We start from the raw sequence: 24,848 nt of genomic DNA, 5'->3' as shown, positions 1-24,848 counted from the left end.
CCGCACCCTTCCGCGCCCCCGCACAGGAGCCCGCATGTTCTCGACCCTGCTCATTGCCAATCGCGGCGAAATCGCCTGCCGCATCGCCGCCACGGCGCGCCGGCTGGGCATACGCACGGTGGCGGTCTATTCGGATGCCGACGCGCACGCCCGCCACGTGGCGGTGTGCGACCAGGCCGTCCGCATCGGCGGCCCCGAACCGCGCGACAGCTATCTGCGCGGCGACGTCATCCTCCAGGCCGCCCTGGACACGGGCGCGCAGGCCATCCATCCCGGCTATGGCTTCCTGTCCGAGAACGCCGAATTCGCCAACAAGGCGGCGCGGGCCGGGCTGGTCTTCGTCGGACCGCCGCCGGCGGCCATCGCCGCCATGGGCAGCAAGTCGGCCGCCAAGTCGCTGATGGAGAAGGCCGGCGTGCCGCTGGTGCCGGGCTATCACGGCGACGAGCAGGACGCCGGCTTCCTGCACGCGCAGGCCGACGCCATCGGCTACCCGGTCTTGATCAAGGCCAGCGCGGGCGGCGGCGGCAAAGGCATGCGCGTGGTGGAGAAATCGGCGCTGTTCGCCGAGGCCCTGGCGTCCTGCCGGCGCGAGGCGGCCGCGAGTTTCGGCGACGATCGCGTGCTGATCGAACGCTACCTGCAAAAGCCGCGCCACATCGAAATCCAGGTCTTCGCCGACACCCAGGGACAGTGCGTCTACCTGTTCGAGCGCGATTGCTCGGTGCAGCGGCGCCACCAGAAAGTCATCGAGGAAGCGCCCGCGCCCGGCATGACGCCGCAGCGCCGCGCCGAGATGGGCGCCGCCGCGGTCGCCGCCGCGCGCGCGGTGGGCTACGTGGGCGCCGGCACGGTGGAATTCATCGCCGAGCCCGACGGCCGCTTCTACTTCATGGAGATGAATACGCGCCTGCAGGTCGAGCATCCCGTGACGGAGGCCATCACCGGCCAGGACCTGGTCGAATGGCAGTTGCGCGTGGCGGCCGGCGCGCCGCTGCCGGCGCGGCAGGAGGACCTGGAGATCCACGGCCATGCCATCGAGGCGCGGCTGTACGCGGAGAACCCGGACAACGGCTTCCTGCCCTCCATCGGCACGCTGGCGCATCTGGCCTTGCCTTCCCATGCGGCCTTCGCGCGGGGCGACGTGCGCGTGGACGGCGGCGTGCGGGCGGGCGACGCCATCACGCCCTATTACGACCCGATGATCGCCAAGCTCATCGTGCATGGCGCCGACCGCGACGAGGCGCGCGCCCGCATGATCCAGGCGCTGGCGCAGACCCGCGTGGTGGGGGTGCATACCAATGCCGCCTTTCTCGGCCGGCTGATGCGCGACGAGGCTTTCGCGGCGGCGGACCTCGACACGGGACTGATCGAGCGCCGGCGCGCCACCCTGTTGCCGCCGCGGGCGGCCGCGCCCCTGGCGGCGCTCGCGCTGGCCAGCGCGGCCCTGCTGACGCAGGAAGCGATCGCCGCCGCGCACACCGCGCCCGATCCCTGGGCAGCCACCGACGGATGGCGCGTCGGCGGCGGCTACGGCCGCACGCTGACCTGGCTCGACGGCGACACGCCGCGCGCCGTGCGCCTGGCGCGCGCGCACGATGGCTGGACGCTCGATGAGGCCGAAGGACCGACAACAGGCCCACGGCCCTTCGCCTGGCAGGGCAAGGGCGCGCGCGTGCGCATCCAGTTGGGCGGGCGCGACTACACCGGCGACGTGCTGCTGGAAGGGGAATCGGCCTATGTGTTCCTGGACGGCGCCACCCATGTCCTGGCGCGCCACGATCCGCTGGCGCACGCCGGCGAGGAGGCGGGCGAGCATGCCGGCGACATGAGCGCGCCCATGCCGGGCAAGATCATCGCGATCCACGTCGCCGCGGGCGACAAGGTCGAAAAGGGCCAGCCCCTGCTCGTCATGGAAGCGATGAAGATGGAGCACACCATCACCGCCGGCGCCGACGGCGAAGTGGCCGAGATCTTCCACGCCGTCGGCGAACAGGTGGCCGAAGGCGCGGTGCTGATCGCGCTCGTGTGAGGGCGCCGGCTGTCCCACAGGCAGCGGCGCCGCTGCCGGACTAGCGGCACCACAAGAAACCCGGCCTCAAAAAACAAGGGCGCCGTTCGTTGAACGGCGCCCTGTCTTCCTTCCGCGAGGACGGATTACTTGCGAATCGCGGTAATCAGGCCATCCAGCGTCTTCAGCATGCTCTCGACTTCCTGCTCCGTGACGTTCAGCGCGGGCATGAAGCGCAGCAGGTTGCCGCGCGGGGCGTTCAACAGCAGGCCTTCGGGGTTCAGCTTGCGAGCCGCGTCGACGATGGCGGGGCCGTCGTCGCGGTCCATCACCAGCGCGCGCAGCAGGCCGGCGCCGCGTTCGCCGCGCATGCCCCACTTGGCGGACAGGGCCAGCAGGCCTTCGGACAACTGGCGGCCGCGCGCCTGCACGGCGTCCAGGAAGCCCGGCGCCGACAGCGCGTCGAACACCGCCACACCCACCGCCGTCATCAGCGGGTTGCCGTTGTACGTTCCGCCTTGTTCGCCGTGCGAGAACACGCTGACGTCCTGGCGCGCCAGCAGGGCGGCCAGCGGCACGCCGCCGCCGATGCCCTTGCCCAGCGTCATGATGTCCGGCGTGATGCCGGACTGCTGGTAGGCGTACATCGTGCCGGTGCGGCCCATGCCGGTCTGCACTTCATCCACGATCAGCAGGATGCCGTGCTCGTCGGTCAGCTTGCGCAGGCCCTGCATGAATTCCGCGGTGGCGGGAATGACGCCGCCTTCGCCCTGGATCGGTTCCAGCATAACGGCCACCGTCTGCGCGTCGATCAGCTTGCGCACGGACTCCAGGTCGTTCAGCTCGGCCTTGGGGAACCCATCCACCTGGGGCGCGAACATCTTGTCCCAGCCCGGCTTGCCCGACGCCGACATGGTGGCGATGGTGCGGCCATGGAAGCTGTGGTCCATGGTGATGATCTTGTAGGCGCCGTTGCGGTTCACGCGGCCCCACTTGCGGGCCAGCTTGATGGCGCCCTCGTTGGCCTCGGCGCCGCTATTGGCGAAGAACACGCGGTCGAACACCGACGAGCGGGTCAGGCGCTCGGCCAGTTGCAGCGAGGGCTCGTTGAAATAGGCGGGCGACGGGTTCATCAGCTTGCCGCCCTGTTCGGTGAGGGCGCGGATCATTTCCGGAGCGCTGTGGCCCAGGCAGTTCACGGCCCAACCCTGGATGAAATCCAGATATCGCTTGCCAGTATTGTCCTCCAGCCAGGAACCCTGACCGCGCACGAACACCAGGTCCGGCCGGGAAGTGATTTCCATGAGGGTGTTGACGTTGTACTGGTTGAAGTCCATGGCGTTTCCAGAAGGGGAAGGACACCCCGCCGGGCGCGCCGGCGGGCAAAAGGGTAAATTTAGCACCCTGGGATGACAGCTTTCGCCAAAAGCCGCCGCTTTCGTCAAAACCCATACCGAAAAAACACCCGGAAAGGCGCCGTAGTCGCCTCCACGAGACACCGGGCCCCGCAGCTCCCCGAATTTCCCGAGCCTTACCTCGACCATGTTCAAGAAACTCATCGCCGGCGCCACGCTGGCCGCGGCCGCCTTCGCGGCGCACGCCGACTATCCCGACCATGCCATCCGCCTGATCGTGCCCTTCCCGCCGGGACAGGCGACCGACATCTTCGCCCGCGCATTGGCCGAGAAGCTGGGCACGCAACTCAAGCAGACCATCATCGTCGACAACCGCGCCGGCGCCGGCAGCAACATCGGCATGGCGCAGGCGGCCCGCTCGGCGCCGGACGGCTACACCCTGGTCATCGCCGGCAGCGCCGCGGCGGTCAACCAGACCTTGTACAAGAAGCTGGACTACAGCCTGGCGGACGACTTCGCGCCCGTGTCCGGCGTCTTCTCGGTGCCCCTGATGTTCCTGGCCACGCCCCAGTCCGGCATTACCAGCATGCAGGACCTCGTCAAGAAGGCGCGCGCGCAGCCGGGCGCCCTGGCCTATGCCAGCGCCGGCATCGGCGGCACGCAGCATCTTTCGGCCGAACTGTTCAAGGCGGCCGCCAAGGTCGACATCCGCCACATCCCCTACAAGGGCAGCGGCCCGGCCCAGGCGGACTTCCTGGGCAACCAGGTTCCGCTGATGGTGGACTCGGTGACCGCGGGCCTGCCGCACGTCAAGAGCGGCAAGGCCATCGCCCTGGCCGTCACCACCGCGAAGCGCCTGCCTCAGTTGCCCGACGTCCCGACGGTCGCCGAGACCGGCTATCCCGGCTTCGAGGCCATCGGCTGGGCCGCCATCCTGGCGCCCAAGGGCACGCCGGCGCCCATCGTCGCCGAACTCAACCGGCGCATCCAGGGTGTCCTGGACAGCGAGGACATGACCAAGTTCCTGCGCGACCGCGGCGCCGAGCCCATGCCCATGAGCCCCACCGAAACCGGCGCCTTCATGGCCACCGAAGTCAAGAAGTGGGGCGACGCCGTCCGCGTCTCGGGCGCCCAGGTCGACTGAGCGGGCGCACCGGAGACCGCGGGCCGGCCGTACACTGTGCGATTCCAGGAAAAACCGGCCTGGATCTCGAACCAGGCCGGCCACACATCCCCTCGCACCATGCCCGCTGATTCCTCCCTCTCCCCCGGCGCCCGCATCATGGCCTGGTCGGCCGAACTGGCCGTCCACACCGACCAGCCCGGCGGCCTGACCTGCGCCTACATGACCCCCGCCCACCGCGCCGTCGCCGCGCAGCTCGACGCCTGGATGCGGCAAGCCGGCTTCGACGAGGTGCGCCACGACCCCGTCGGCAACGTCATCGGCCTGTACCGCGCCGACGGCGCGGTGAAGCAGCCCGCCCTGGTCGCCACCGGCAGCCATTACGACACCGTGCGCGACGGCGGCAAATACGATGGACGCCTCGGCATCCTGCTGCCCATGGCTATCGTCGCCGATCTCCACGCCCGCGGCCAACGACTTCCCTACGACCTGGAAGTCGTCGCTTTCTCGGAAGAAGAAGGCCTGCGCTTCGGCAGCACCTTCCTCGGCTCGTCCGCCTACGTCGGCCGCTTCGACGCCACCGTCCTGGACAAGGCCGACGCCGACGGCGTCACCATGCGCGAGGCCATCGCGGCCGCCGGCCTGGACCCGGCCGGGAGCGGCGCGTGCGCCACGGACGTCGAACGCATGCGGCATTACTTCGAAGTCCATATCGAACAGGGCCCCGTCCTGCTGGACCGCGGCCTGCCCCTGGGCGTGGTCACCGCGATCAACGGCGGCGTGCGCCGCATCCTCACGCTCACGGGCCTGGCCAGCCATGCGGGCACCACACCCATGGACATGCGCCACGACGCCGCCTGCGCCGCCGCCGAGATCATTCTCTACGTCGAGCAGCGTTGCGCCAGCGTGCCGGGCCTGGTCGGCACGGTCGGCACCTTGCAGGTGGTGAACGGCTCGGTCAATGTCGTGCCGGGGGTCTGCCGCCTTTCGCTGGACCTGCGCGCGCCGGAAGACGGCATGCGCGACGCCGCCCTGGCCGACATCGAAGCCCGCATCGCGGAAATCTGCCAGCGCCGCGGCGTGCGCTGCGAGACCGAGGAAGTCATGCGCAAGACCGCGTCGGCCTGCGCGCCGCGCGAACGGGCGCTATGGGCCAAGGCCATCGCGGCGTGCGGCGCGCCCGTCCATGAACTGCCTTCGGGCGCCGGCCACGACGCCATGATGGTCGGCCAGGCGGCGCCGATGAGCATGCTTTTCGTCCGCTGCGGCAATGGCGGCATCAGCCACAACCCGCTGGAAATCATCACCGTCGAGGATGCGCAACTGGCGGCCGAGGCCACCGCGGCCTTCCTGCAGGAACTCGCCGCCGCGTCCTGAGCCGCCGCGCGCGATGCGGACGTCGCGCGGACGTTACGCCGACACTACGCCGACACTACGCCGACAACAGGTCCGCCAGCGTCAAGGCCACCACCTTGGTGGCCTTGAGCAGATCGTTCAACCGCAGGTTCTCGTCCGTGTTGTGGCCGCGCGCCTCCATCAGCGTGCGCGGGCCGGCGCCGTACAGCACCGTGGGCACGCCGTGCTGCGTGTAGTGCCGCGCGTCGGTATATAGCGGCACGCCCTGCACCGGAATCTCGGCGCCCATGACGGCCTGGGCATGCCGGCGCAGCGGCTCGATCAACCGTTCCGAACCCACCAGCGGCACCAGCGGCTCGGCCCGCATGATGCGGCGCACCGCCGCCGTCGCGCCGGGGCGCTGCGCCACGGCGTCCTCGACCAGCGCGCGCAATTCGCCTTCGACGTCGCTGCCCGCTTCCTCGGGGATCATGCGGCGGTCGATGCGGAAGGTCACCAGGTCGGGCACCACGTTGGTATTGATGCCGCCCTCGATCAGGCCGACGGTCAGGGTCGGACTGCCGATGCCCGGCGTGGCCGAGCGGCGCTGCGCCAGCGTCTCGCGAAACGCGTAGAGACGGCCCAGCACGTGCGTGGCCGCCTCCAGCGCGTCGACGCCGGTATCGGGCATCGCCGCGTGCGCCTGCTGGCCGCGCACCGCCACCTCCACGTGCAGGCAGCCGTTGTGGGCCGACGTGATGCCGTATGAGAAGCCCGCGGAAATCGCATAGTCGGGCTTGCTGTAGCCGCCTGCGAGCAGATAGCCCGGGCCGATCTCGCCGCCGGCTTCCTCGTCGAAGGTCAGGTGCAGCTCCACCGTGCCGCGCAGCGGCGCGCCCTGGCGCTGCGCTTCCAGCAGCGCCAGCAGGGCCCACGTATACGTCGCGAAATCGGACTTCGACACTGCCACGCCGCGGCCGTACATGACCGGGCCGTGCTGCGGGTCCTGCACGACGTCGCCGCCGTAGGGATCGTGGGTCCAGCCCTGGCCGGGCGGCACCACGTCGCCGTGCGCGTTCAGCGCGATCACCGGACCGCCCTCGCCGAAGCGCTTGCGCACGATCAGGTTGGTCGCCGACACCATGCCGTTGGCGCGCACCTGCGCCTCCGGCACCGGCAGCGCCTCGACGGCAAAACCCAGGGCCGTCAGCAGCGCTTCCGCGCGGCGGCCCAGCGGGGCGCAATCGCCCGGCGGATTGTCGGACGGCACGCGCACCACTTCGCGCAGGAATTCGATCTGGTCGGGATGCGCCTGTTCGATGAAGGACAACAGCGCGGGATGAAATGTGTCGATGCTCATTGGGTGTGCCTTCGTGTCGCGGCGCGACGGCCGGCGCCCGCATGGTTCGGCCACTGTAATGCATGTAATTTTTGTATTCAATACCGGTGCCGGAATTTTGTGGGTAGACTTACACCGCGTCAGGAAACGGGCTGTCATGAAAAACGAGACCACTGCCACTTCGGACATGAACGGCGAGGACATTGCCGCCGACATTGCCCGCGCCATCATCTCCCAGCGGCTGCCGCCCGGCACCCGCTTGCGGGAGGAGGCGCTGGCTCGCGCCTATGGCGTGAGCCGGACGAAGATACGGGCGGCGCTGCTGATGCTGACCAAGGACAAGCTGATCACCACCGTCCCCGACAAGGGCGCCTTCGTCAGCAAGCCCACCGCCGAGGAGGCGCGCGATATCTTCGCCGTGCGCCGCATCCTGGAAGTGGCGATGGTGCGCGAATTCGTCGCGCGCGCGACGCCGGCGGACTATCGGCGCATCGAGCGCCACCTGAAGGACGAACGCAAGATCGCTGCCCGCGAGGACGTGCGCCTGCGCAACCTGCTGCTCGCCGACTTCCACCTGCTGCTGGCCGAGGTGGCCGGCAATACGGTGCTGACCGAAATGCTGCGCGAATTGTCCGCGCGCAGCTCCGTCATCACGGCCTTCTACCAGTCCACCATGGATGCCGTCTGCTCCTCGGACGAACATCGCGAGTTCCTGCGCGTGGCCCGCGAAGGCGACGTCGAGCGCGCATGCGCGCTGATGGTGGAACACCTGGAGCACGTCGAGCAGGCGCTGGATTTCGAGGACGCTCCCCGGCCGCGCGGCGGCCTGGTCGCCGCGCTGCTGACCTGACGCACGCGCGCCCTATCTCTCGCACCATGGCGGTGCGGCGCCCACCACGATGGTGCGCGAACCTGTTTCCCGACGAGCCTGAGCGGCACCCCTTCCCCCCGGCATCCGGCCTCCCTGGGCCCCGGAAAACCGATGGCACGGATATTGCATGGAAGTTTTTGTATACCGATCTGGTGTGCAAACTCATTCTTCTCTTGCCATGTAGGGAGCCCCGCATGAATCGTCGTCAACTGCTGCTCGCGCTGTGCGCCGCCGCCACCCTGGCCGGCGCGCCGGCCGCCCACGCCGATGCACTGGCCAACATCATGAAGAGCGGCAGCCTGCGTGTCGCGGTGCCGCAGGACTTCCCGCCCTTCGGCTCCGTCGGCCCCGACCTCAAGCCCCTCGGCTACGACATCGACACGGCCAAGCTGATCGCCAGCCGCCTCGGCGTCACGGTGGAGCTGGTGCCGGTGACCAGCGCCAACCGGATCGCCTACCTGCAGACCAACAAGGTCGACCTGGTGATCTCCAGCATGGGCAAGAACGCGGAGCGCGAAAAGGTCATCGACTTCACGGACGCCTATGCGCCGTTCTTCAACGGCGTCTTCGGTCCGGCCAATATCAAGGCCACCCAGGCCTCGGACCTGTCGGGCAAGACCATAGGCGTGACGCGCGGCGCGGTGGAGGACATCGAGCTGAGCAAGATCGCGCCCGCCGACGCCACCATCAAGCGCTACGAGGACAACAACGGCACCATCAGCGCCTTCCTCTCCAACCAGGTGCAATTGATCGCCACGGGCAACGTGGTGGCGGCCGCCATCCTGGCCAGGAATCCGCCCAAGAAGCCGGAGACCAAGTTCCTCATCAAGAACTCGCCCTGCTACATCGGCCTGAACAAGGGCGAATCGTCCTTGCAGGCCAAGGTCAACGCCATCCTGGCCGACGCCAAGAAGGACGGCTCGCTGAACACCATTTCCAGGAAGTGGCTGGGCAGCGACCTGCCGGCCGGCCTGTAAGCAGCCCCCCATGGCCTATCGATTCGACTTCCTGTCGATCGCCGACTACACGCCCGTGCTCGTCAAGGGCCTGGGCGTGACGGTGGAATTGATCGCCGTCGGCGCGGTGGCGGGGGTGGCCATCGGCATCGCGGCGGCCTGGGCGCGCACGGAAGGGCCGCGCTGGCTGCGGCCTTTCGTCACGGCCTACGTCGAACTGATCCGCAACACCCCCTTCCTGATCCAGCTCTTCTTCATTTTCTTCGGCCTGCCGGCGCTGGGCGTGCACCTGGGCGAAATGCAGGCGGCCTGCCTGGCGATGGCGGTGAACCTGGGCGCCTACAGCGCGGAAATCGTCCGCGCCGGCATCGCGGCCACGCCGCGCGGCCAGTACGAGGCCGGCGCCAGCCTGGCCATGACGCGCCTGGAAGTCTTCCGCCACATCGTGCTCAAGCCGGCGCTCTCGCGCGTGTGGCCGGCCCTGTCCTCGCAGATCGTGATCGTGATGCTGGGCTCGGCGGTGTGCTCGCAGATCGCCGCCGAGGACCTGTCCTTCGCGGCCAACTTCATACAGTCGCGCAACTTCCGCGCCTTCGAGGTCTACATCGTCACCACGGCGATCTATCTGCTGCTGGCCATCGTCCTGCGCCAGGTGCTGCGCCTGCTGGGCCAGCGGCTGTTCCGGAGGGCGGCGCGATGATGACCTTCACCCTCTGGGACATCGCGCGCAACCTCGTGCTGGCCGCGCGCTGGACCGTGCTGCTGGCCCTGGTCGCCTTCGCCGGCGGGGCCCTGCTGGGCCTGGCCGTGCTGCTGATGCGGGTCTCGCGCCCGCGCTGGATGCGGCGCACTGCCTGGGCCTTCATCGAGCTCTTCCAGGGCACGCCGCTGCTCATGCAGTTGTTCCTGGCCTTCTTCGGCCTGTCGCTGGCCGGCATCGACGTGCCGGCGTGGCTGGCCGCCGGCAGCGCGCTGATCCTGTGGTCGGCCGCCTTCCTGGCCGAGATCTGGCGCGGCTGCGTCGAATCGATCAACCGCGGGCAGTGGGAGGCCTCGGCCAGCCTGGCCATGGGCTACGTCCAGCAGATGCGCTACGTCGTGCTGCCCCAGGCGATGCGCATCGCCGTGGCGCCCACGGTGGGTTTCGCCGTGCAGATCGTCAAGAGCACGGCGCTCACGTCCATCATCGGTTTCACCGAATTGTCCAAGGCCAGCACCGTCATCACCAACGCGACGTTCAATCCGTTCACGGTGTACGGCATGGCCGCGCTGATCTACTTCGTCCTGTGCTGGCCGCTGTCGCGCGCCAGCCTGCGCCTGGAAAGGAAGCTCAATGCCCCTCATCGCCATTGAAGATATCCGCAAGAGCTTTGGCGCGAATGAAGTGCTCAAGGGCGTCACGCTGCGCGTCGAGCCCGGCGAAGTCATCGCCATCATCGGCAAGAGCGGCTCCGGCAAGAGCACCCTGCTACGCTGCATCAACGGGCTGGAAACGCTGGACAGCGGCGCGATCATGGTGGCCGAGGCCAAGCTGGTGCCGGACGACCTGCACCTGCGCGCGCTGCGGCTGAAGGTCGGCATGATCTTCCAGCAGTTCAACCTGTTTCCGCACCTGACCGCCGGCCGCAACGTCATGCTCTCGCCCATGGTCACGCGCAAGCTGGCGGAGGCCGAGGCCGAAGCGCTGGCGCGCGCCATGCTGGAGCGGGTCGGCCTGGGCCACAAGTTCGACGCCTGGCCGGACCAGTTGTCCGGCGGACAGCAGCAGCGCGTGGCCATCGCGCGCGCCCTGGCGATGCAGCCCATCGCCCTGCTGTGCGACGAGATCACTTCCGCCCTGGATCCGGAACTGGTCAACGAGGTGCTGGCCGTCGTGCGCGGCCTGGCCGCCGACGGCATGACGCTGCTGATGGTGACCCACGAAATGCGTTTCGCGCGCGAGGTCTGCGATCGCGTGGTCTTCATGCACCAGGGCAAGGTGCATGAGAGCGGGCCGCCGGAGGAAGTGTTCGGCGAGCCGCGCACGCCGGAGCTGCGGCAATTCCTCGGGATGACGCACTGAAGCGCGCGCCGCGCGGGGATGGCCCGCGCGGCGCCTTATTGCACTAGTTGCACTAGTTGCACTAGTTGCGCTTATCGCGCCTGCCGCACGGATCGCGCTACCGGCTGAAGCCGCGCGCCGCGATGGGCCACACGCCTTCCACCACGCCGCCGCGCACCGCCACCAGTTCGTCGTGCAGGTTGAAGGTGGGATCGACGTGCGAGGGCACCAGGCGCAGCTTTTCGCCCAGCGCCGGCGCCGCCGTGCCCGCGGCCACGCGCACGATGCCGTGCTCATCGTTGGCGGCCACGTACAGCAGGTTGTCGCGTTCATGCACCTTCGGCAGCCCGCATTCGACGGTGGTGGATTTCAGCCCCACGTCCAGCATGACGCGGTCGGGCGTCGGCGTGCTCATCACCGTGCCGAGCAGGAACAGGCTGTTGCCGAACTTCAATTCGCCGGCCCATTCGTTGGCGCCGTAGTCGACGTCCATGAAGGCGTAGCTGCCGGCCTGCAATTCCGTATAGACATCGCCCGGCCCGTCGAATTCCGCGCTGCCGGTGCCGCCGCCGGTGATGATGGGGCAGGCGTAGCCATGCGCGTGCAGCACCTCGGCGCACTGGCGCGCGCGCGCCGCCGACTCCAGGCAGGCCTGGGCCCGCTCGGCGTGGCCGCGCCGGTGCTGCAAGGAACCGTGATAAGCCTGGATGCCGGCGAAGCGCAGGCCCGGCAGGCTTTCCACGCGGCGCGCCAGCTCCAGCGCGGCCGTCGGCGAGGCAACGCCGCAACGGCCATGGCCGACGTCGATCTCCACCAGCACGTCGACCCGCGTGCCCTGCGCGGCCACCGCGCGCGACAGGGCCGCGACGTTTTCCGGATGGTCGACGCAGACGCTGACCCGCGCGCGGCGCGCGAGCTGCGCCAGCAGCGCCAGCTTGGCCTCGCCCACCACCTCGTTGCTGATGTGGACGTCGGCGACGCCAGCCGCGACGAAGGGCAGCGCTTCACTGACCTTCTGCACGCAGATGCCGCGCGCGCCCAGGGCGATCTGGCGTAGCGCCACCTCGGGGCACTTGTGCGCCTTGCCGTGCGGCCGCAAGGCGATGTCGTGACGCCGCGTCCAGTCCTGCATCGTGCGCAGGTTGGCTTCGAAGACGTCCAGGTCCAGCACCAGGGCCGGCGTGTCCACTTCGGACAAGGCCATGCCGGGGCGCGCGGGCGGCGGCAGCGTCAAGGCGGGCAATCCCGCGCCCTGGATATCGATCTCGGTATTCTCCACGCACGTACTCCTTGTCAAAGTGCAATGTCATATTGCTAATACAATCAACTTCCTGACTTTTTTCTTAAAAAATCCCAAATTCACGTATAAGGCTGGTAATGCGGTGCTTATTCCTGTGTTGTCCTGCTACATCGCTTGGTTGCCCGCCAACATGAATAAGCGTAAAGTGAATTTACGTTTGCGGGTTTGCCGATAAGCGGGCCGACTGGGCAAACAATGACTGAAAGACGGCGCAATATGTTCGATATCCTGGTCTACCTTTTCGAAAATTACTACACGCCGCAAGCCTGTCCCGCGGCGGATGTCCTGGCGAAACGCCTGGCGGCGGCTGGCTTCGAACACGAAGATATCGATGATGCACTGGGCTGGCTCTACGGGCTGGCGGAAACCACCGAACGGTGCGTCGACCTGGCCGCGCAGCCGGGCACCGGAATGCGCGTCTACACCGACAGCGAATACCGCCAATTGGGCACCGAAGCCATCGGTTTCATCACTTTCCTGGAAACCGCCGGCGTCCTGCCCGCGCCCTTGCGCGAAATCGTCATCGACCGCGCGCTGGCGGCGCCGGAATCGCCGGTACCGCTGGGCAAGCTCAAGATCACGGCGCTGATGGTGCTGTGGAGCCAGGAAGCCGACATCGACAACCTGGTGCTCGAAGAGCTGCTGGACGACGACGGCGACGTGCGGCGCCTGCACTGATACCTACTCGCCGAGGCCTTGCGCCTCGACAGTCCAAGGCCGGCCCAACTGGGCCGGTTTTGTTTTTAGCCACGCCGGCGGGAATTGATGAGCGTGTTGCATGCGCGCGTCGTTTGCGCAGATTGCCTGGCGCCGGGTGCGGTTTAATGTCGCCATCTTCCCTATCGTGTTTTGCCTTTTCCCATGAGCTACGTCGGCCGATTCGCGCCCAGTCCCAGCGGTCCCTTGCACGCGGGCTCCCTGGTGGCCGCGCTGGCCAGTTATCTCGACGCGCGCGCGGCGGGCGGCCGTTGGCTGCTGCGCATCGAGGACGTGGACAAGCCGCGCAGCGTGCCGGGCGCGGACCGCGTGATCATGGACCAGTTGGAAACGCTGGGCCTGCGCTGGGACGGCGAAGTGATCTGGCAATCGGCGCGCGACGCGGTCTACCAGCAGGCCTTCGACGATCTGGCCGCGCGCGGCCTGGTCTACGGCTGCGGCTGCACCCGGCGCGAGATCGCCGAAGCCGCGGCGGCGCTGGCGCGGAAAGCGGGCCGGACGGACGAGGCCGAACCCGACGCAACATCCGATGCAGCATCCGACGGCGAACGCCCTTATGCCGGGACCTGCCGGCATGGGTTGCCGCCCGGGCGCAGCGCGCGCGCCTGGCGCTTGCGCGTGCCGCCCGGCATCGAGGTTTTCGAGGACCGCTGGCTGGGACCGCAGCGCCAGGACGTGGCGCGGGCCGTGGGAGATTTCGTGCTGCGCCGCGCCGACGGCATGTGGGCCTATCAATTGGCGGTGGTGGTCGACGACGGCGCGCAAGGCGTCACGGACGTGGTGCGCGGCGCCGACCTGTTGAGTTCGACGGCGCGCCAGCGCGTGTTGGCGCGCATGCTGGAGCTGCAACCGCCGCGCGTCATGCACGTGCCGCTGGTGCTCGATCCGCTCAGTGGCCTGAAGCTGTCGAAGCAGAATCACGCGCCGGCGCTGGACCTGGCGCAACCCGTCGCCACCTTGAACCACGCCTGGCAGGCGCTCGGCTTCACGCCGCTGGCCGCGAGCGATCCCGCGACCTTTCTTCGCCTGGCCTGCGCGGCCTGGGCGGCGCGCTGGCAACCGGCCTCGCGATAGCCAGCGACAGCGTATAGCCAGCGATACCGCATAACCGGCGACGCCGAATAGACGACGACACCGCATAGCCGACGACGCCGAACAAGGCCGCCGCCGGACCGCGCACCTCAAAGCGGCTTGAGATCCTCGCCCAGCAGGCGCACCAGCAAACCGGTGCCGCTGTCGTCCACCCGCAGCTCGCCATAGCGGGCGCCGGCATAGTGCTCGCCCTGGCCTTCGGGAAAGAAATAGGCATTGGTGACGATGCGCACCCCCTCGGCGCGCAGGCGGTAGCGCAGCACCACTTCCTTCGCATCGTGCGGCTGCGGCGCGGGCTGCACGCGCACCGGCCGCGCCACGCCGCGGTCGTCCGGCTGGAGCACCAGGTAGGCGTCGATGAGCGGCGCATGCAGGATGCCGCTTCCGGCGGGCAGTTCGTCCTGCATGGCGCCGACCGCCTGCGCGGCGGCGAAGCGCAGATCCATATAGTCGCCTTGCAGCAGCGAACGCGGATCGCGCGAAGCCAGTTCCAGGCGCACGACCTGCCCGTGCGCCAGCAATTGCTCGCGCTGCCAGATGGCTGTGTTGGCAACGCCCAGGCACAGCAGCAGCCCCGCCGCGATCAGGCCCGCGCGCCACGGCGCCGGTTGCGCGGGGGCGGATTCACGCAACGGCGCCACGCCGCGCAGGCGCGGCACCGCCCAGACGGCCATGCGCATCAACAGCAGCAGCCCGCCCGCGCCGGCCAGCAGCGCGGCCTTGTACAACAGCGGCGTGTCGAGCCGGTAGTAGTAGAAGGCCAGGCACAGCAGGACGGCGATCTGGCCCAGGCGGAACAGGCGCGCGCGCTGCAAGCCGAAGCCCAGCAGCAGCCAGGTCAGCGCGTAGGCCACGCCGGGCCAGGACAGCCAGAACGCCGCCAGCACCGCCAGGCCCAGCGGCACGCCATAACGCAGGCCGCGGCCCAGCGCGGCGCGCCGGGGATGCAGCAGCGCGATAGCGACCGCCACCGGCAACACCACCACCAGGGCCAGATACACCACCGACGGCGCATGCGCCTGCCAGAGGGCCGGCAACTGCCAGACGGGCACCCCTGCCGCCAGCACCACGCTCGCCTGCGCGGCCAGGGCGAAGGACCAGGCCAGCGGCAACAGGGCATCGCGGCGGCGCGCCGGCAAGCGCGGATTGCAGAGGAAGGCCAGCGCCGCCACCCACGCCGTCAACAGCGAAGCCGGCAGCCACAGCGCGATGCCGCGCAGGTCGTCGAAGAGGAGCCAGCGCAGCACCGCCTCGACCAGCGAGTCGTAGGCATCGGCGTGCTCGACGGCGAAGGCGGTCAGCAGATACACCGCCACCACCATGGTCAGGCCGCTGAGAAAACGCAGGATGGCGTCCGGCCCGAACACATAGATCACGATGGCCAGCGCCAGTACGAAGAGCGCCGCGCCGGCCGGGGAATTGGCGTCGGACAAGCCGGCCATCACCAGGATCTGGCCGCTGAAGGCCAGGGCGGTGGCGCACTGGCGCCAGAACGGGCCCTCGGCGGCGCGCACCATGGCCACGCCGACGGCGCACAGCACCAGTCCGCCCACCAGTCCGCCCGAGGCGCTGGCGACCAGGCCCGACAAGACCAGGAACAGCAGCAGCAGCAGGCTGGCGAGCCAGGCGCTCAGGCCCAGCAGGCCCTGGACGAACCATGGCGCCGCGCCGCGGTCCGGCGGCACTTCCGCCGCGCTGGCGCTGCCGGGGGCGGACACGGCCGGCGCGGCCGGCTCGACCTCCACGCCCGCCGAGATGCCGGCGGGTTCGGCATCGGCCAGCGCCTCGGCCGGCAACCCGGGGGTCGACGCCGCCAGCCGGCGCAGCCAGCGCGCCGCCAGCACCGCCTCGCCCATCAGCAGGCCCGCCAGCGGCAGCACCGCCCAGACGCCGGGCTGCAGGTCGAAGAACCAATCGGCCGCCAGCCGCAGCGACACGCAGATCACGCCCGCCGCCAGCAGGGCGAGGATGACCAGGTCGCGGCGCGCCAGGATGTAGAACGCCGCCAGGCCCAGGGTGGCCAGCACCCAGGCCAAACCGGTATACGACCCCAGATTTTCCATGCCCAGTCCGCCGAAAACCAGCGCCAGGACCAGGACCCCCACGGCCAGCAGCGCCAATACCCGCGGCCCGACGCCGGTGCGCGCCCGCCAGCGCCGGGCGCTGAATTCCCACAGGCCCAGCAGGACCAGGTTCAGCCCGGCGATCACCAGGCTGGGAAAACCGGGGCCGTCGAACAGGCCCCACCAGGCCAGCACCCGCTCGCCCAGCAGCAGGACCACGGCCGCATTGACGAGCAGCGCCCACAGCAGCCAGAGCCCCTGGCTGCGCGCCGCCAGCGCCCACGGCAGCATCAGGGCCGCCCAGGCGGCGAACAGCTCCCAGTTGTCGGCGCCGGTCTGGTAGGTCTGGCCGATCAGGGCCAGCACGGCGCCCAGCAGGACCGTCGCCAGCCCCAGCACGGCCGCCCGCCCGTGCACCGCGTTCGCGCCGCTCGCGCCGCGGGCGTAAAGGGCCAGCGCCAGCACGCCGGCGACCGTCATCGCCCCCTGCGCACTGGACAACCGTTGTATCTTGGAAAAAAGAGGCCAGTTCGCCGCGACCCAGCACAGGGCGGCGCTCGCCAGCAACAGCAGGCCCAGGGCCAGGGTGGTCCGGGCCAGGAAACGGCGCCAGATATGCCGTTCGGATCCTGCTTGCGACGAGCCCGCGACTTGCATGTGGCGAATCTCCCCTCTTATCATCCGCGCTACTGCGGCGGACCGCCGCCATTGGATACTCATGAGCAAAACGTTGATTATTGCCGAGAAGCCCTCGGTTGCCCTGGATATATCACGCGCCCTGGGAGGCTTTACGCGTGAAGGGGAATACTTTGAAAGCGAACGTTACGTCCTCGCTTCCAGCATCGGTCATTTGCTCGGCCTGGTCGCTCCCAACGACCCGGTGAAGGGGAAGTGGAGCTTCACGCACCTGCCCGTCATTCCGCCCCAATTCGAATTGGGACCGGCCGACAAGCGCTCCAGCGAGCGCCTGAAGCTGCTGGTCCGCCTGATCAAGCGCAAGGACGTCGACGCCATCATCAACGCCTGTGACGCGGGCCGTGAGGGCGAACTGATCTTTCGTTACATCATCCAGTATGCCGGGGTAAACAAGCCCGTGCAGCGCCTGTGGCTGCAGTCCATGACGCAGGCCGCCATCCGCGAGGCCTTCGCCAACCTGCGCGACGACGTGCAGATGAAGCCGCTGGAAGCGGCCGCCCGTTCGCGCGCCGAAGCCGACTGGCTGGTGGGCATCAACGGCACCCGCGCCATGACCGCCTTCAACAGCAAGGACGGCGGTTTCTTCAAGACGCCGGTGGGCCGGGTGCAAACCCCCACGCTGGCCATCGTCCACGAGCGCGAGAACCGCATCCGCAGCTTCGTTCCGCGCGACTACTGGGAAGTGCGGGCCAGCTTCGTGGCCGCCGCCGGCCTGTACGAAGGCCGCTGGATCGATCCCGATTTCAAGAAGGACGAGCGCGACCCCGAGAAGCGCGAATCGCGCCTGTGGTCGCTGGCGGCCGCGCAAAGCGTGGTGGCGGCGTGCCGTGACCAGCCCGGCACGGTCACCGAGGAGTCCAAGCCTTCCTCGCAACTGTCGCCCGCCCTGTACGACCTGACCTCGCTGCAGCGCGAGGCCAACGGCCGCTTCGGCTTCTCCGCGAAGACGACGCTGGCGCTGGCGCAGACGCTCTATGAACGCCACAAGGCCCTGACGTATCCGCGTACCGACTCGCGCTATCTGCCCGAGGACTACATCAACACCGTGCGCGACACCATGCGCACCCTGTCCGAAGCCGGCAGCGGGCCGGCGGGCGCGGTATCGCGCCACGCGGCCAAGATCATCGAGCAGAGCTGGGTCAAGCCCAACCGCCGCATCTTCGACAACAAGAAGGTGTCGGACCACTTCGCCATCATTCCGACGCTGCAGGTGCCGCGCGACCTGAGCGAAGCCGAGGCCAAGCTCTACGACCTGGTGCTCAAGCGCTTCCTCGCGGTCTTCTTCCCGGCCGCCGAATACCGCGTGACCACCCGCATCACGGAGGTCCAGGGCCATCGCTTCCGCACCGACGGCAAGGTGCTGGTGGCGCCGGGCTGGCTGGCGGTCTACGGCAAGGAAGCGCAGGGCGAGGACGCCAACCTGGTGCCGGTGCAGGACGGCGAGACGGTCCGCACCGAGGACGTCGAGGCCGTCGGCCTGAGCACCAAGCCGCCCGCGCGCTACAACGAAGGCACGCTGCTGTCGGCGATGGAAAGCGCGGGCAAGCTGGTCGAGGACGAGGAACTGCGCGAGGCCATGTCCGAACGCGGCCTGGGCACGCCGGCCACGCGCGCGGCCATCATCGAAGGCCTGCTCAACGAAGGCTATCTGCGCCGCGAAGGACGCGACCTGGTGCCCACCGCCAAGGCGCGCCAGTTGATGACGCTGCTGGCCGGCCTGGACGTGTCCGAACTGACGTCGCCCGAGCTGACCGGCGAATGGGAGCACAAGCTCAAGCAGATCGAGCAGGGCGGCCTGCCGCGCGACGCCTTCATGCGCGAAATCGCGCAGATGACGCAGGTCATCGTCAAGCGCGCCAAGGAATACGAACGCGACACCGTGCCGGGCGACTACGCCACCCTGAAGACGCCTTGCCCGAACTGCGGCGGCGTGGTGAAGGAAAACTACCGGCGCTATGCCTGCACCAATTGCGACTTCTCCATCAGCAAGCATCCGGGCGGCCGCACCTTCGAACTGCCGGAAGTCGAGGAGCTGCTGGCCAAGCGCGAGATCGGTCCCCTGCAAGGCTTCATCAGCAAGATGGGCCGGCCGTTCGCGGCCATCCTGCGCATCACCGGCGACAACAAGCTGGAGTTCGATTTCGGCCAGAGCAACGAGGACGATAACGAGCCCGTGGATTTCTCCGGGCAGACGCCCGTGGGCGCGTGCCCGAAATGCCATGCGCGCGTGTTCGAGCACGGCATGAGCTATGTCTGCGAGAAGTCCGTGGGACCGGAGAAGAGCTGCGACTTCCGTTCGGGCAAGGTCATCCTGCAGCAGGAGATCTCGCGCGAGCAGATGGAGAAGCTGCTCGACGAAGGCCGCACCAGCCTGCTCGACGGCTTCGTCTCCAGCCGCACCAACCGCAAGTTCAAGGCCTTCCTCGTCCGCCAGCCGGACGGCAAGATAGGCTTCGAGTTCGAACCGCGCGGCGACAAGCCGGCGCGCAAGACGGCGGGCGGCGCGGCGGCGGGGACGGCGGCTGCGAAGACGGCGGCGGCCAAGGCGCCGGCGAAGAAGGCCGCGAAGAAGGCGGCGACCAAGACCGCAAGCAAGACGGCAACCAAGACCGCGACCAAAACGGCTGCAAAGAAGGCGACGAAGACCGCCAGCAAGACGGCCGCCAAGAAAGCCGCGCCGCGCAAGACGGCGGCCTGATCGGGACGCCGTCCGCGACGTGGCATGGGCATGCAGTAGGCCCGCGCCGGCGAATCGACCGCCGGCGCGGGCCCGTTTTCATCGCCATGCCGCCGCCCGGGCCCGCGCGGCAGGCGCGCCGGTTGGCCTTGCCGCCGCCGGCGGCGTAGACTGTCTCCCCAACCGGCGCCCCGCGCATGCGGGCGCGCCGGATAACGATTCCCACATCCCGAGAGACAAGCCGGCCGGCGCGCCACGCGCGGGGCCGGCCACCGCACAGGAGACCGCGCCGCCATGCAACAGCACTACATCGACAACCGTTCCGTCGCACCGTCCTCCGGGGACAGCATCCCGGTGGTGGACCCGTCCACCGGGCAGGAATTCGACAGCATCGCGCGCGGCAACGCCGCCGACATCGACCGCGCCGTGCAGGCCGCGCGGCGCGCCTACGAGGGCGCCTGGGGCAAGCTGACCGCCGCCGAGCGCGGCCGGCTGATGCTCAAGCTGTCGAACAAGGTGCTGGACCATTTCGATGAACTGGCGGCGCTGGAATCGCGCGATTGCGGCAAGCCCACCAAGCAGGCGCGCGCCGACGTCACCGCCATCGCCCGCTATTTCGAGTTCTACGGCGGCGCCGCCGACAAGCTGCACGGAGAAACCCTGCCTTACCAGAACGGCTACACCGTGCTGACGCTGCGCGAGCCGCACGGCGTCACCGGCCACATCGTGCCCTGGAACTATCCGCTGCAGATCTTCGGGCGCAGCGTCGGCGCCGCCCTGGCGGCCGGCAACGCCTGCGTGGTCAAGCCGGCGGAGGACGCCTGCCTGTCCCTGCTGCGCGTCGCCGAACTGGCTGCCGACGTGGGCTTTCCGCCCGGCGCCATCAACATCGTCACCGGCTACGGCCATGAAGCGGGCGACGCGCTGGTGCGCCATCCCGGCATCGACCACATCTCCTTCACCGGTTCGCCCGCCATCGGCATCCTGGTCACGCAGACCGCCGCGGCCAATCACGTCCCGGTCACCACGGAGCTGGGCGGCAAGTCGCCGCAGATCGTCTTCGAGGACGCGGACATCGATGCGCTGCTGCCGGTGGCCGTCAACGCCATCGTGCAGAACGCGGGCCAGACGTGCTCGGCCGGCAGCCGCCTGCTGGTGCAACGCAGCGTCTACGAAAAAGTGCTGGACCGCCTGGGCAATGCCTTCGCCGCGCTACGCGCCGGGCCGGCCGGCAGCGACCTGGACTGCGGCCCGCTGATCCGCAAATCGCAGCAGTCGCGCGTCGCCGAATTCCTCGCCGATGCGCGCAAGGACGGCATCGCGACGGTGGCGCAGGGCAGCCTGGAAGCGGGCGCGCCGGAACAGGGCTACTACCAGGTGCCTACGTTGCTGCGCGACGTGCCGCTCACGCACCGGCTGGCGCGCGACGAGGTGTTCGGCCCGGTGCTGGCGGCGATTCCTTTCGAGGACGAAGCCGACGCCATCCGCATCGCCAACAACACCGACTACGGCCTGGTGGCCAGCGTCTGGACGCGCGACGGCGGCCGCCAGTTCCGCATCGCGCGCAAGGTGCGGGCGGGGCAGGTCTTCATCAACAACTACGGCGCGGGCGGCGGCATCGAACTGCCCTTCGGCGGCGTCAAGGCCAGCGGCCACGGCCGCGAGAAGGGCTTCGAAGCGCTCTACAGCTTCACCGTGCTGAAGACGATCTCGATCAAGCACGACTGAGGCGGGATCGGGCCTGCCCGGACCGATCGGCCGCGATGTCCGCGCACGCGTCGCGGTCATCGCGGCCATCGAAGGCTCAGCCCCTCAGGCCTCGTCTTCGTACCAGACGCCCTCGGCCAGCATCATGCGATGGTGGCCCTGGCCGGCCGGCATCATAGGGAAGCAGTTCTCCTGCTCGGCCACGCAGACGTCCAGGAAGAAAGGACGGGAGCTGGCCAGGCAGCGCGCCAGCGCCGCGTCCAGCTCGGCCGGATCGGACACGCGCTCGGCGTCCCAGCCGAAGGCGCGCGCCAGCGCGACGAAATCCGGCAGCGAGGCGTTGTAGCTGTGGCTGTAGCGGCCGCCGTGGATCAGCTCCTGCCACTGCCGCACCATGCCCATGTAGCCGTTGTTGCAAAGGACGACCTTGACGGGCGTCTCGTGCTGCACGGCGGTGGACATCTCCTGGATATTCATCAACACCGACGCGTCGCCGCTGACGCACACCACCGTGCGGTCGGGATGCGCGACCTGGGCGCCGATGGCGGCCGGCACGCCGTAGCCCATGGTGCCGGCGCCGCCCGAGGTCAGCCAGCGCTGCGGCGCCTCGAACTTCAGATACTGCGCGGCCCACATCTGGTGCTGCCCGACGTCGGTCGAGACGATGGCGTCGCGGCCTTCCAGCGCGGCCTGCAGGCGCTGCATCAGGTGCTGCGGCAGGATGGCGTCGGCGCTGGGCGTCACGTGCAGGCAATCCTTGGCGCGCCAGCGGTCGATGCGGTGCCACCACGCATGCAGTTGTTCCGGCGGGGGCGCCTGCCGCAATTCCTCGCGCAGCGCCGTCACCAGCGGCAGGCAGTCGCCCACCATGGCCACGTCCACGCGCACGACCTTGTTGATCGAGGCGGGGTCGATGTCGATGTGGATCTTGCGCGCATGCGGGCAGAAGTCCGCCAGCCGGCCGGTGATGCGGTCGTCGAAGCGCGCGCCGATGCAGACGATGAGGTCCGCGTGGTGCATGGCCAGATTGGCCTCCAGCGTGCCGTGCATGCCGAGCATGCCGAGGAATTGCGGATCGGACGCGGGGAAGGCGCCCAGCCCCATCAGCGTCAGCGTGCAGGGGGCGCCCGTATGGCGCACCAGGTCGGTGAACGCGGCGCAGGCCTGCGGGCCGGCATTGATCAGGCCGCCGCCGCCGTAGAACACCGGACGGCGCGCCTCGGCGATCATGGCGGCGGCGCGCCGGACGGCCGCCTGCGGCAGTTTCAGCGGCGCCTTGCCGGCCTGGCGGCGGGCGCGCAGGGCGGCCACGCCCTGGCGCTCGCTGGCGGGCAGCGCGTCGTCCTGGTCGGCCGGCAGCGCCAGTTGCACGTCCTTGGGGAAATCCACCAGCACCGGGCCCGGACGGCCCTGGCGGGTCAGCGCCAGGGCGCGTCCCACCGTGTCGGCCACCTGGTCCAGCGCGCGGATCTGCGTGTTCCATTTGGTGATGGGACGCGAAATGCCGATGGCGTCGCATTCCTGGAAGGCGTCGGTGCCGATGGCGGAGGTCGCCACCTGGCCGCTGACGCACAGCACGGGGATGGAGTCGCACATCGCGTCCAGCAGGCCCGAGGTCGTGTTGGCCATGCCGGGGCCGGAGGTCACGAACACCACGCCGGTGCGGCCGGTGGTGCGCGCGTAGCCCTCGGCGGCATGCACGGCAGCCTGCTCGTGGCGCACCAGCACGTGACGCAGGCGCGGTTCGTTGTAGAGGGCGTCGTACAGCGGCAGCACGGCGCCGCCCGGGTAGCCGAACACGGTATCCACGCCGTTGGCGATCAGGGTTTCGAGAAGAATGCGGGCGCCGTTGCGGGGGGCGTCCTCGACGGACGGCGCGGCGCCGGCCGCGGGCTTGGCGGCGGATTCGGTCCTGGCGCGGGCGTTGAGGATGGGGCGGGCCTGGGCGGCGGAGGCGGCGGGCAGGTCGGCGGCGAGGGCGGCGGAGGGGAGCGGAGCGTTCATGTGAAACATATTACGTGGGGTTTCCCGGAATTTTTATCTTGTTTTTCTTGGTTTTCAGGAAAAACGGAGTAAATTTTCCCTTCGTTGGCCACCGTCTTTGAAAAACCTCCTTTCCAAGAGAAAATCGCCTCGGCGAGAGGGGACGGGATGGCGGCGGGCGCAGCCGCCGCCATCCCCACGGGTTGTACCCTGGCGCGAGCCCCGGGCTGTTGGATGGGGAGCCGGAAGCGGGTTGTATCAGGAGCAAGCGCCCGATGCGGGGTGTCACAGGCCAGTGCCAGGATGCCAGCGGTCCGCCCTGGCACCAAGTTGGGGGCACGGGCAACGGGCGGGGCGCCCCCTCTTTTCTCTTTTGAAGGCTGACCAAGGCAAATGCATCTCGATAAATTCGACCTGGCTATCCTCAAGGCCCTGCAAGGCAATGCGCGGGCCAGCCTGAACGACATCGGCACGGCGGTGGGGCTGTCGTCCACGCCCTGCTGGAACCGCATCAAGCGGATGGAGGCCGCCGGCGTGATCCGCGGCTACACGGTCAACATCGATCCGGCGGCGCTGGGCTTCATGGACACCGTCATCGTCCACGTCACCCTGGAAAGCCACAGCGAGGAAACACTGTACGAATTCGGCCGCGCGCTGGCGCAGATCCCCGAAGTGCTGGAAGCCTTCCTGGTCTCGGGCGACTACGACTACTTCATCCGCATCGCCGTGCGCGACACGCGCGACTACGAACGGCTGCTGCGCGAACAGCTCTATCGCATCCCCGGCATACGGCACAGCAAATCCAGCTTCGTCCTGCGTCGATTGAAGGAAACCATGCTGCCGCTTACCCCGCCCGCGCCGATATAATTCCCGCACCCGTCCATCTCCCATCCCCATCGTCGGCGCTCATCCCGCGCGCCCTCTATCCTGGCTGTCCATGACCACCGACACTCCCAAACCCTGGCACGTGGTGCGGCGCTCCAAGCTGCACGGCAATGGCGTCTTCGCCGCGCGCAAGATCCCCGCCGGCACGCGCATCATCGAATACGGCGGCGAACGCATCAGCGCCAAGGAAGCCGACCGCCGCCATCCGACCAACCCGGACGATCCCTTCCACACCTTCTTCTTCTCCATCACCTCGGGCAAGGTGATCGACGGCGGCGCCGAGGGCAACGACGCGCGCTGGATCAACCATAGCTGCGCGCCGAACTGCGAAGCGCAGGAAGGCAAGGGCGGCAAGCGCGTGTACATCGTCGCGCTGCGCGACCTGGCGCGCGGCGAGGAGCTGGTGTACGACTACGGCCTGGTCCTCGACGGCAAGATCACCAAGGCCTTGAAGGAAGGCTACAAGTGCCTGTGCGGCGCGCCCGAATGCCGCGGCACCATGCTGGCCCTGCCGGAGAAGAAAGAGAAGAAGAAAAAGAAGAAAAAACAGGCCAAGGCGGACAAGGCCGCGCCAGCGCAGCCCGCGGGGACCGCGCCGGCCGCCTGAAACGCGGCGCCTCGGGGGGCCGGCATCACCCCTATGAACCCCCTATAAGCTTCCACCCCTGCCGCGAACGGGGGCTTCCCGCCTCCGCTC

The 24,848-nt window shown here is 68.9% G+C and carries 19 protein-coding genes; 14 read left to right on the top strand and 5 right to left on the bottom strand.

Going from position 1 to position 24,848, the window contains the following annotated elements; all coding sequences use genetic code 11:
- Nucleotides 1–34 precede the first annotated feature (34 nt).
- Nucleotides 35–2,032, top strand: a complete 1,998-nt coding sequence (locus CAL29_RS30975) for an acetyl-CoA carboxylase biotin carboxylase subunit (protein WP_094856662.1) — start codon at nucleotides 35–37, stop codon at nucleotides 2,030–2,032.
- A 125-nt stretch (nucleotides 2,033–2,157) separates the two neighbouring features.
- Here the strand turns inward: CAL29_RS30975 and CAL29_RS30970 are convergent, their stop codons facing one another.
- A complete protein-coding gene (locus CAL29_RS30970; RefSeq protein ID WP_094856661.1) occupies nucleotides 2,158–3,348 on the bottom strand; it encodes an acetylornithine transaminase in 1,191 nt (396 codons plus the stop codon).
- A 205-nt stretch (nucleotides 3,349–3,553) separates the two neighbouring features.
- Between CAL29_RS30970 and CAL29_RS30965 the strand changes: the two genes are divergently transcribed.
- Nucleotides 3,554–4,510, top strand: coding sequence for a tripartite tricarboxylate transporter substrate binding protein (locus tag CAL29_RS30965; protein ID WP_094856660.1), 957 nt, complete (start codon nucleotides 3,554–3,556; stop codon nucleotides 4,508–4,510).
- Nucleotides 4,511–4,609: 99 nt separating this feature from the next.
- A complete protein-coding gene (locus CAL29_RS30960; RefSeq protein ID WP_094856659.1) occupies nucleotides 4,610–5,866 on the top strand; it encodes a hydantoinase/carbamoylase family amidase in 1,257 nt (418 codons plus the stop codon).
- Nucleotides 5,867–5,921: 55 nt separating this feature from the next.
- Here the strand turns inward: CAL29_RS30960 and CAL29_RS30955 are convergent, their stop codons facing one another.
- On the bottom strand, nucleotides 5,922–7,184 hold the full coding sequence (locus tag CAL29_RS30955) for a M20/M25/M40 family metallo-hydrolase (protein WP_094856658.1): 1,263 nt from the start codon (nucleotides 7,182–7,184) through the stop codon (nucleotides 5,922–5,924).
- Between the two features lie 136 nt (nucleotides 7,185–7,320).
- On the opposite strand from CAL29_RS30955, the gene CAL29_RS30950 reads away from it, so the two are divergent.
- The 5 genes from CAL29_RS30950 to CAL29_RS30930 all read left to right on the top strand — a co-directional run bounded on the left by CAL29_RS30950 (nucleotide 7,321) and on the right by CAL29_RS30930 (nucleotide 11,052).
- Nucleotides 7,321–8,013: a GntR family transcriptional regulator gene (locus tag CAL29_RS30950; RefSeq protein WP_094856657.1), complete on the top strand. Its 693-nt coding sequence runs from the start codon at nucleotides 7,321–7,323 to the stop codon at nucleotides 8,011–8,013.
- Nucleotides 8,014–8,228: 215 nt separating this feature from the next.
- Nucleotides 8,229–9,011, top strand: a complete 783-nt coding sequence (locus CAL29_RS30945) for a transporter substrate-binding domain-containing protein (protein ID WP_094856656.1) — start codon at nucleotides 8,229–8,231, stop codon at nucleotides 9,009–9,011.
- A 10-nt stretch (nucleotides 9,012–9,021) separates the two neighbouring features.
- On the top strand, nucleotides 9,022–9,690 hold the full coding sequence (locus tag CAL29_RS30940) for an amino acid ABC transporter permease (RefSeq protein WP_094856655.1): 669 nt from the start codon (nucleotides 9,022–9,024) through the stop codon (nucleotides 9,688–9,690).
- A complete protein-coding gene (locus CAL29_RS30935; RefSeq protein ID WP_094856654.1) occupies nucleotides 9,687–10,343 on the top strand; it encodes an amino acid ABC transporter permease in 657 nt (218 codons plus the stop codon). The genes CAL29_RS30940 and CAL29_RS30935 overlap by 4 nt, the downstream gene beginning before the upstream one ends.
- Nucleotides 10,324–11,052 carry an amino acid ABC transporter ATP-binding protein gene (locus CAL29_RS30930; RefSeq protein WP_094856653.1) on the top strand — a complete coding sequence of 243 codons (729 nt, stop codon included), beginning with the start codon at nucleotides 10,324–10,326 and terminating at the stop codon, nucleotides 11,050–11,052. Before CAL29_RS30935 ends, CAL29_RS30930 begins: the two co-directional genes overlap by 20 nt.
- 97 nt (nucleotides 11,053–11,149) lie before the next feature.
- Here the strand turns inward: CAL29_RS30930 and CAL29_RS30925 are convergent, their stop codons facing one another.
- A complete protein-coding gene (locus CAL29_RS30925) occupies nucleotides 11,150–12,235 on the bottom strand; it encodes a DSD1 family PLP-dependent enzyme (RefSeq protein WP_094857015.1) in 1,086 nt (361 codons plus the stop codon).
- A 312-nt stretch (nucleotides 12,236–12,547) separates the two neighbouring features.
- Here CAL29_RS30925 and CAL29_RS30920 point away from each other — a divergent pair, with 312 nt between their 5' ends.
- Together CAL29_RS30920 and gluQRS are read left to right on the top strand one after the other, a co-directional pair.
- Nucleotides 12,548–13,009: a DUF494 family protein gene (locus CAL29_RS30920; RefSeq protein WP_094856652.1), complete on the top strand. Its 462-nt coding sequence runs from the start codon at nucleotides 12,548–12,550 to the stop codon at nucleotides 13,007–13,009.
- Nucleotides 13,010–13,192: 183 nt separating this feature from the next.
- Nucleotides 13,193–14,122, top strand: coding sequence for a tRNA glutamyl-Q(34) synthetase GluQRS (gluQRS, locus tag CAL29_RS30915; RefSeq protein ID WP_094856651.1), 930 nt, complete (start codon nucleotides 13,193–13,195; stop codon nucleotides 14,120–14,122).
- Between the two features lie 107 nt (nucleotides 14,123–14,229).
- On the opposite strand, the gene CAL29_RS30910 is transcribed toward gluQRS, so the two are convergent.
- On the bottom strand, nucleotides 14,230–16,860 hold the full coding sequence (locus CAL29_RS30910; protein ID WP_094856650.1) for a GDYXXLXY domain-containing protein: 2,631 nt from the start codon (nucleotides 16,858–16,860) through the stop codon (nucleotides 14,230–14,232).
- Nucleotides 16,861–16,921: 61 nt separating this feature from the next.
- On the opposite strand from CAL29_RS30910, the gene CAL29_RS30905 reads away from it, so the two are divergent.
- Together CAL29_RS30905 and CAL29_RS30900 are read left to right on the top strand one after the other, a co-directional pair.
- A complete protein-coding gene (locus CAL29_RS30905) occupies nucleotides 16,922–19,597 on the top strand; it encodes a DNA topoisomerase III (protein ID WP_094856649.1) in 2,676 nt (891 codons plus the stop codon).
- A 273-nt stretch (nucleotides 19,598–19,870) separates the two neighbouring features.
- Complete coding sequence (locus tag CAL29_RS30900; RefSeq protein WP_094856648.1) at nucleotides 19,871–21,304, top strand: aldehyde dehydrogenase family protein; 1,434 nt, start codon at nucleotides 19,871–19,873, stop codon at nucleotides 21,302–21,304.
- Nucleotides 21,305–21,388: 84 nt separating this feature from the next.
- Here the strand turns inward: CAL29_RS30900 and ilvB are convergent, their stop codons facing one another.
- Nucleotides 21,389–23,296, bottom strand: a complete 1,908-nt coding sequence (gene ilvB / locus CAL29_RS30895) for a biosynthetic-type acetolactate synthase large subunit (protein WP_373559823.1) — start codon at nucleotides 23,294–23,296, stop codon at nucleotides 21,389–21,391.
- 363 nt (nucleotides 23,297–23,659) lie between these two features.
- On the opposite strand from ilvB, the gene CAL29_RS30890 reads away from it, so the two are divergent.
- The gene (locus tag CAL29_RS30890; protein ID WP_094856646.1) at nucleotides 23,660–24,133 is read left to right on the top strand and encodes an Lrp/AsnC family transcriptional regulator; all 474 of its coding nucleotides are present in this window, start codon (nucleotides 23,660–23,662) and stop codon (nucleotides 24,131–24,133) included.
- A gap of 70 nt (nucleotides 24,134–24,203) precedes the next feature.
- Complete coding sequence (locus tag CAL29_RS30885) at nucleotides 24,204–24,758, top strand: SET domain-containing protein (RefSeq protein ID WP_094856645.1); 555 nt, start codon at nucleotides 24,204–24,206, stop codon at nucleotides 24,756–24,758.
- The last annotated feature ends 90 nt before the right edge of the window (nucleotides 24,759–24,848 follow it).

Source organism: Bordetella genomosp. 10 (assembly GCF_002261225.1).
In the GTDB taxonomy this organism is placed as follows: domain Bacteria; phylum Pseudomonadota; class Gammaproteobacteria; order Burkholderiales; family Burkholderiaceae_B; genus Bordetella_C.
The sequence above is the reverse complement of the archived record's forward strand: the minus strand, read 5'-3'. Positions and strand labels throughout refer to the sequence as shown.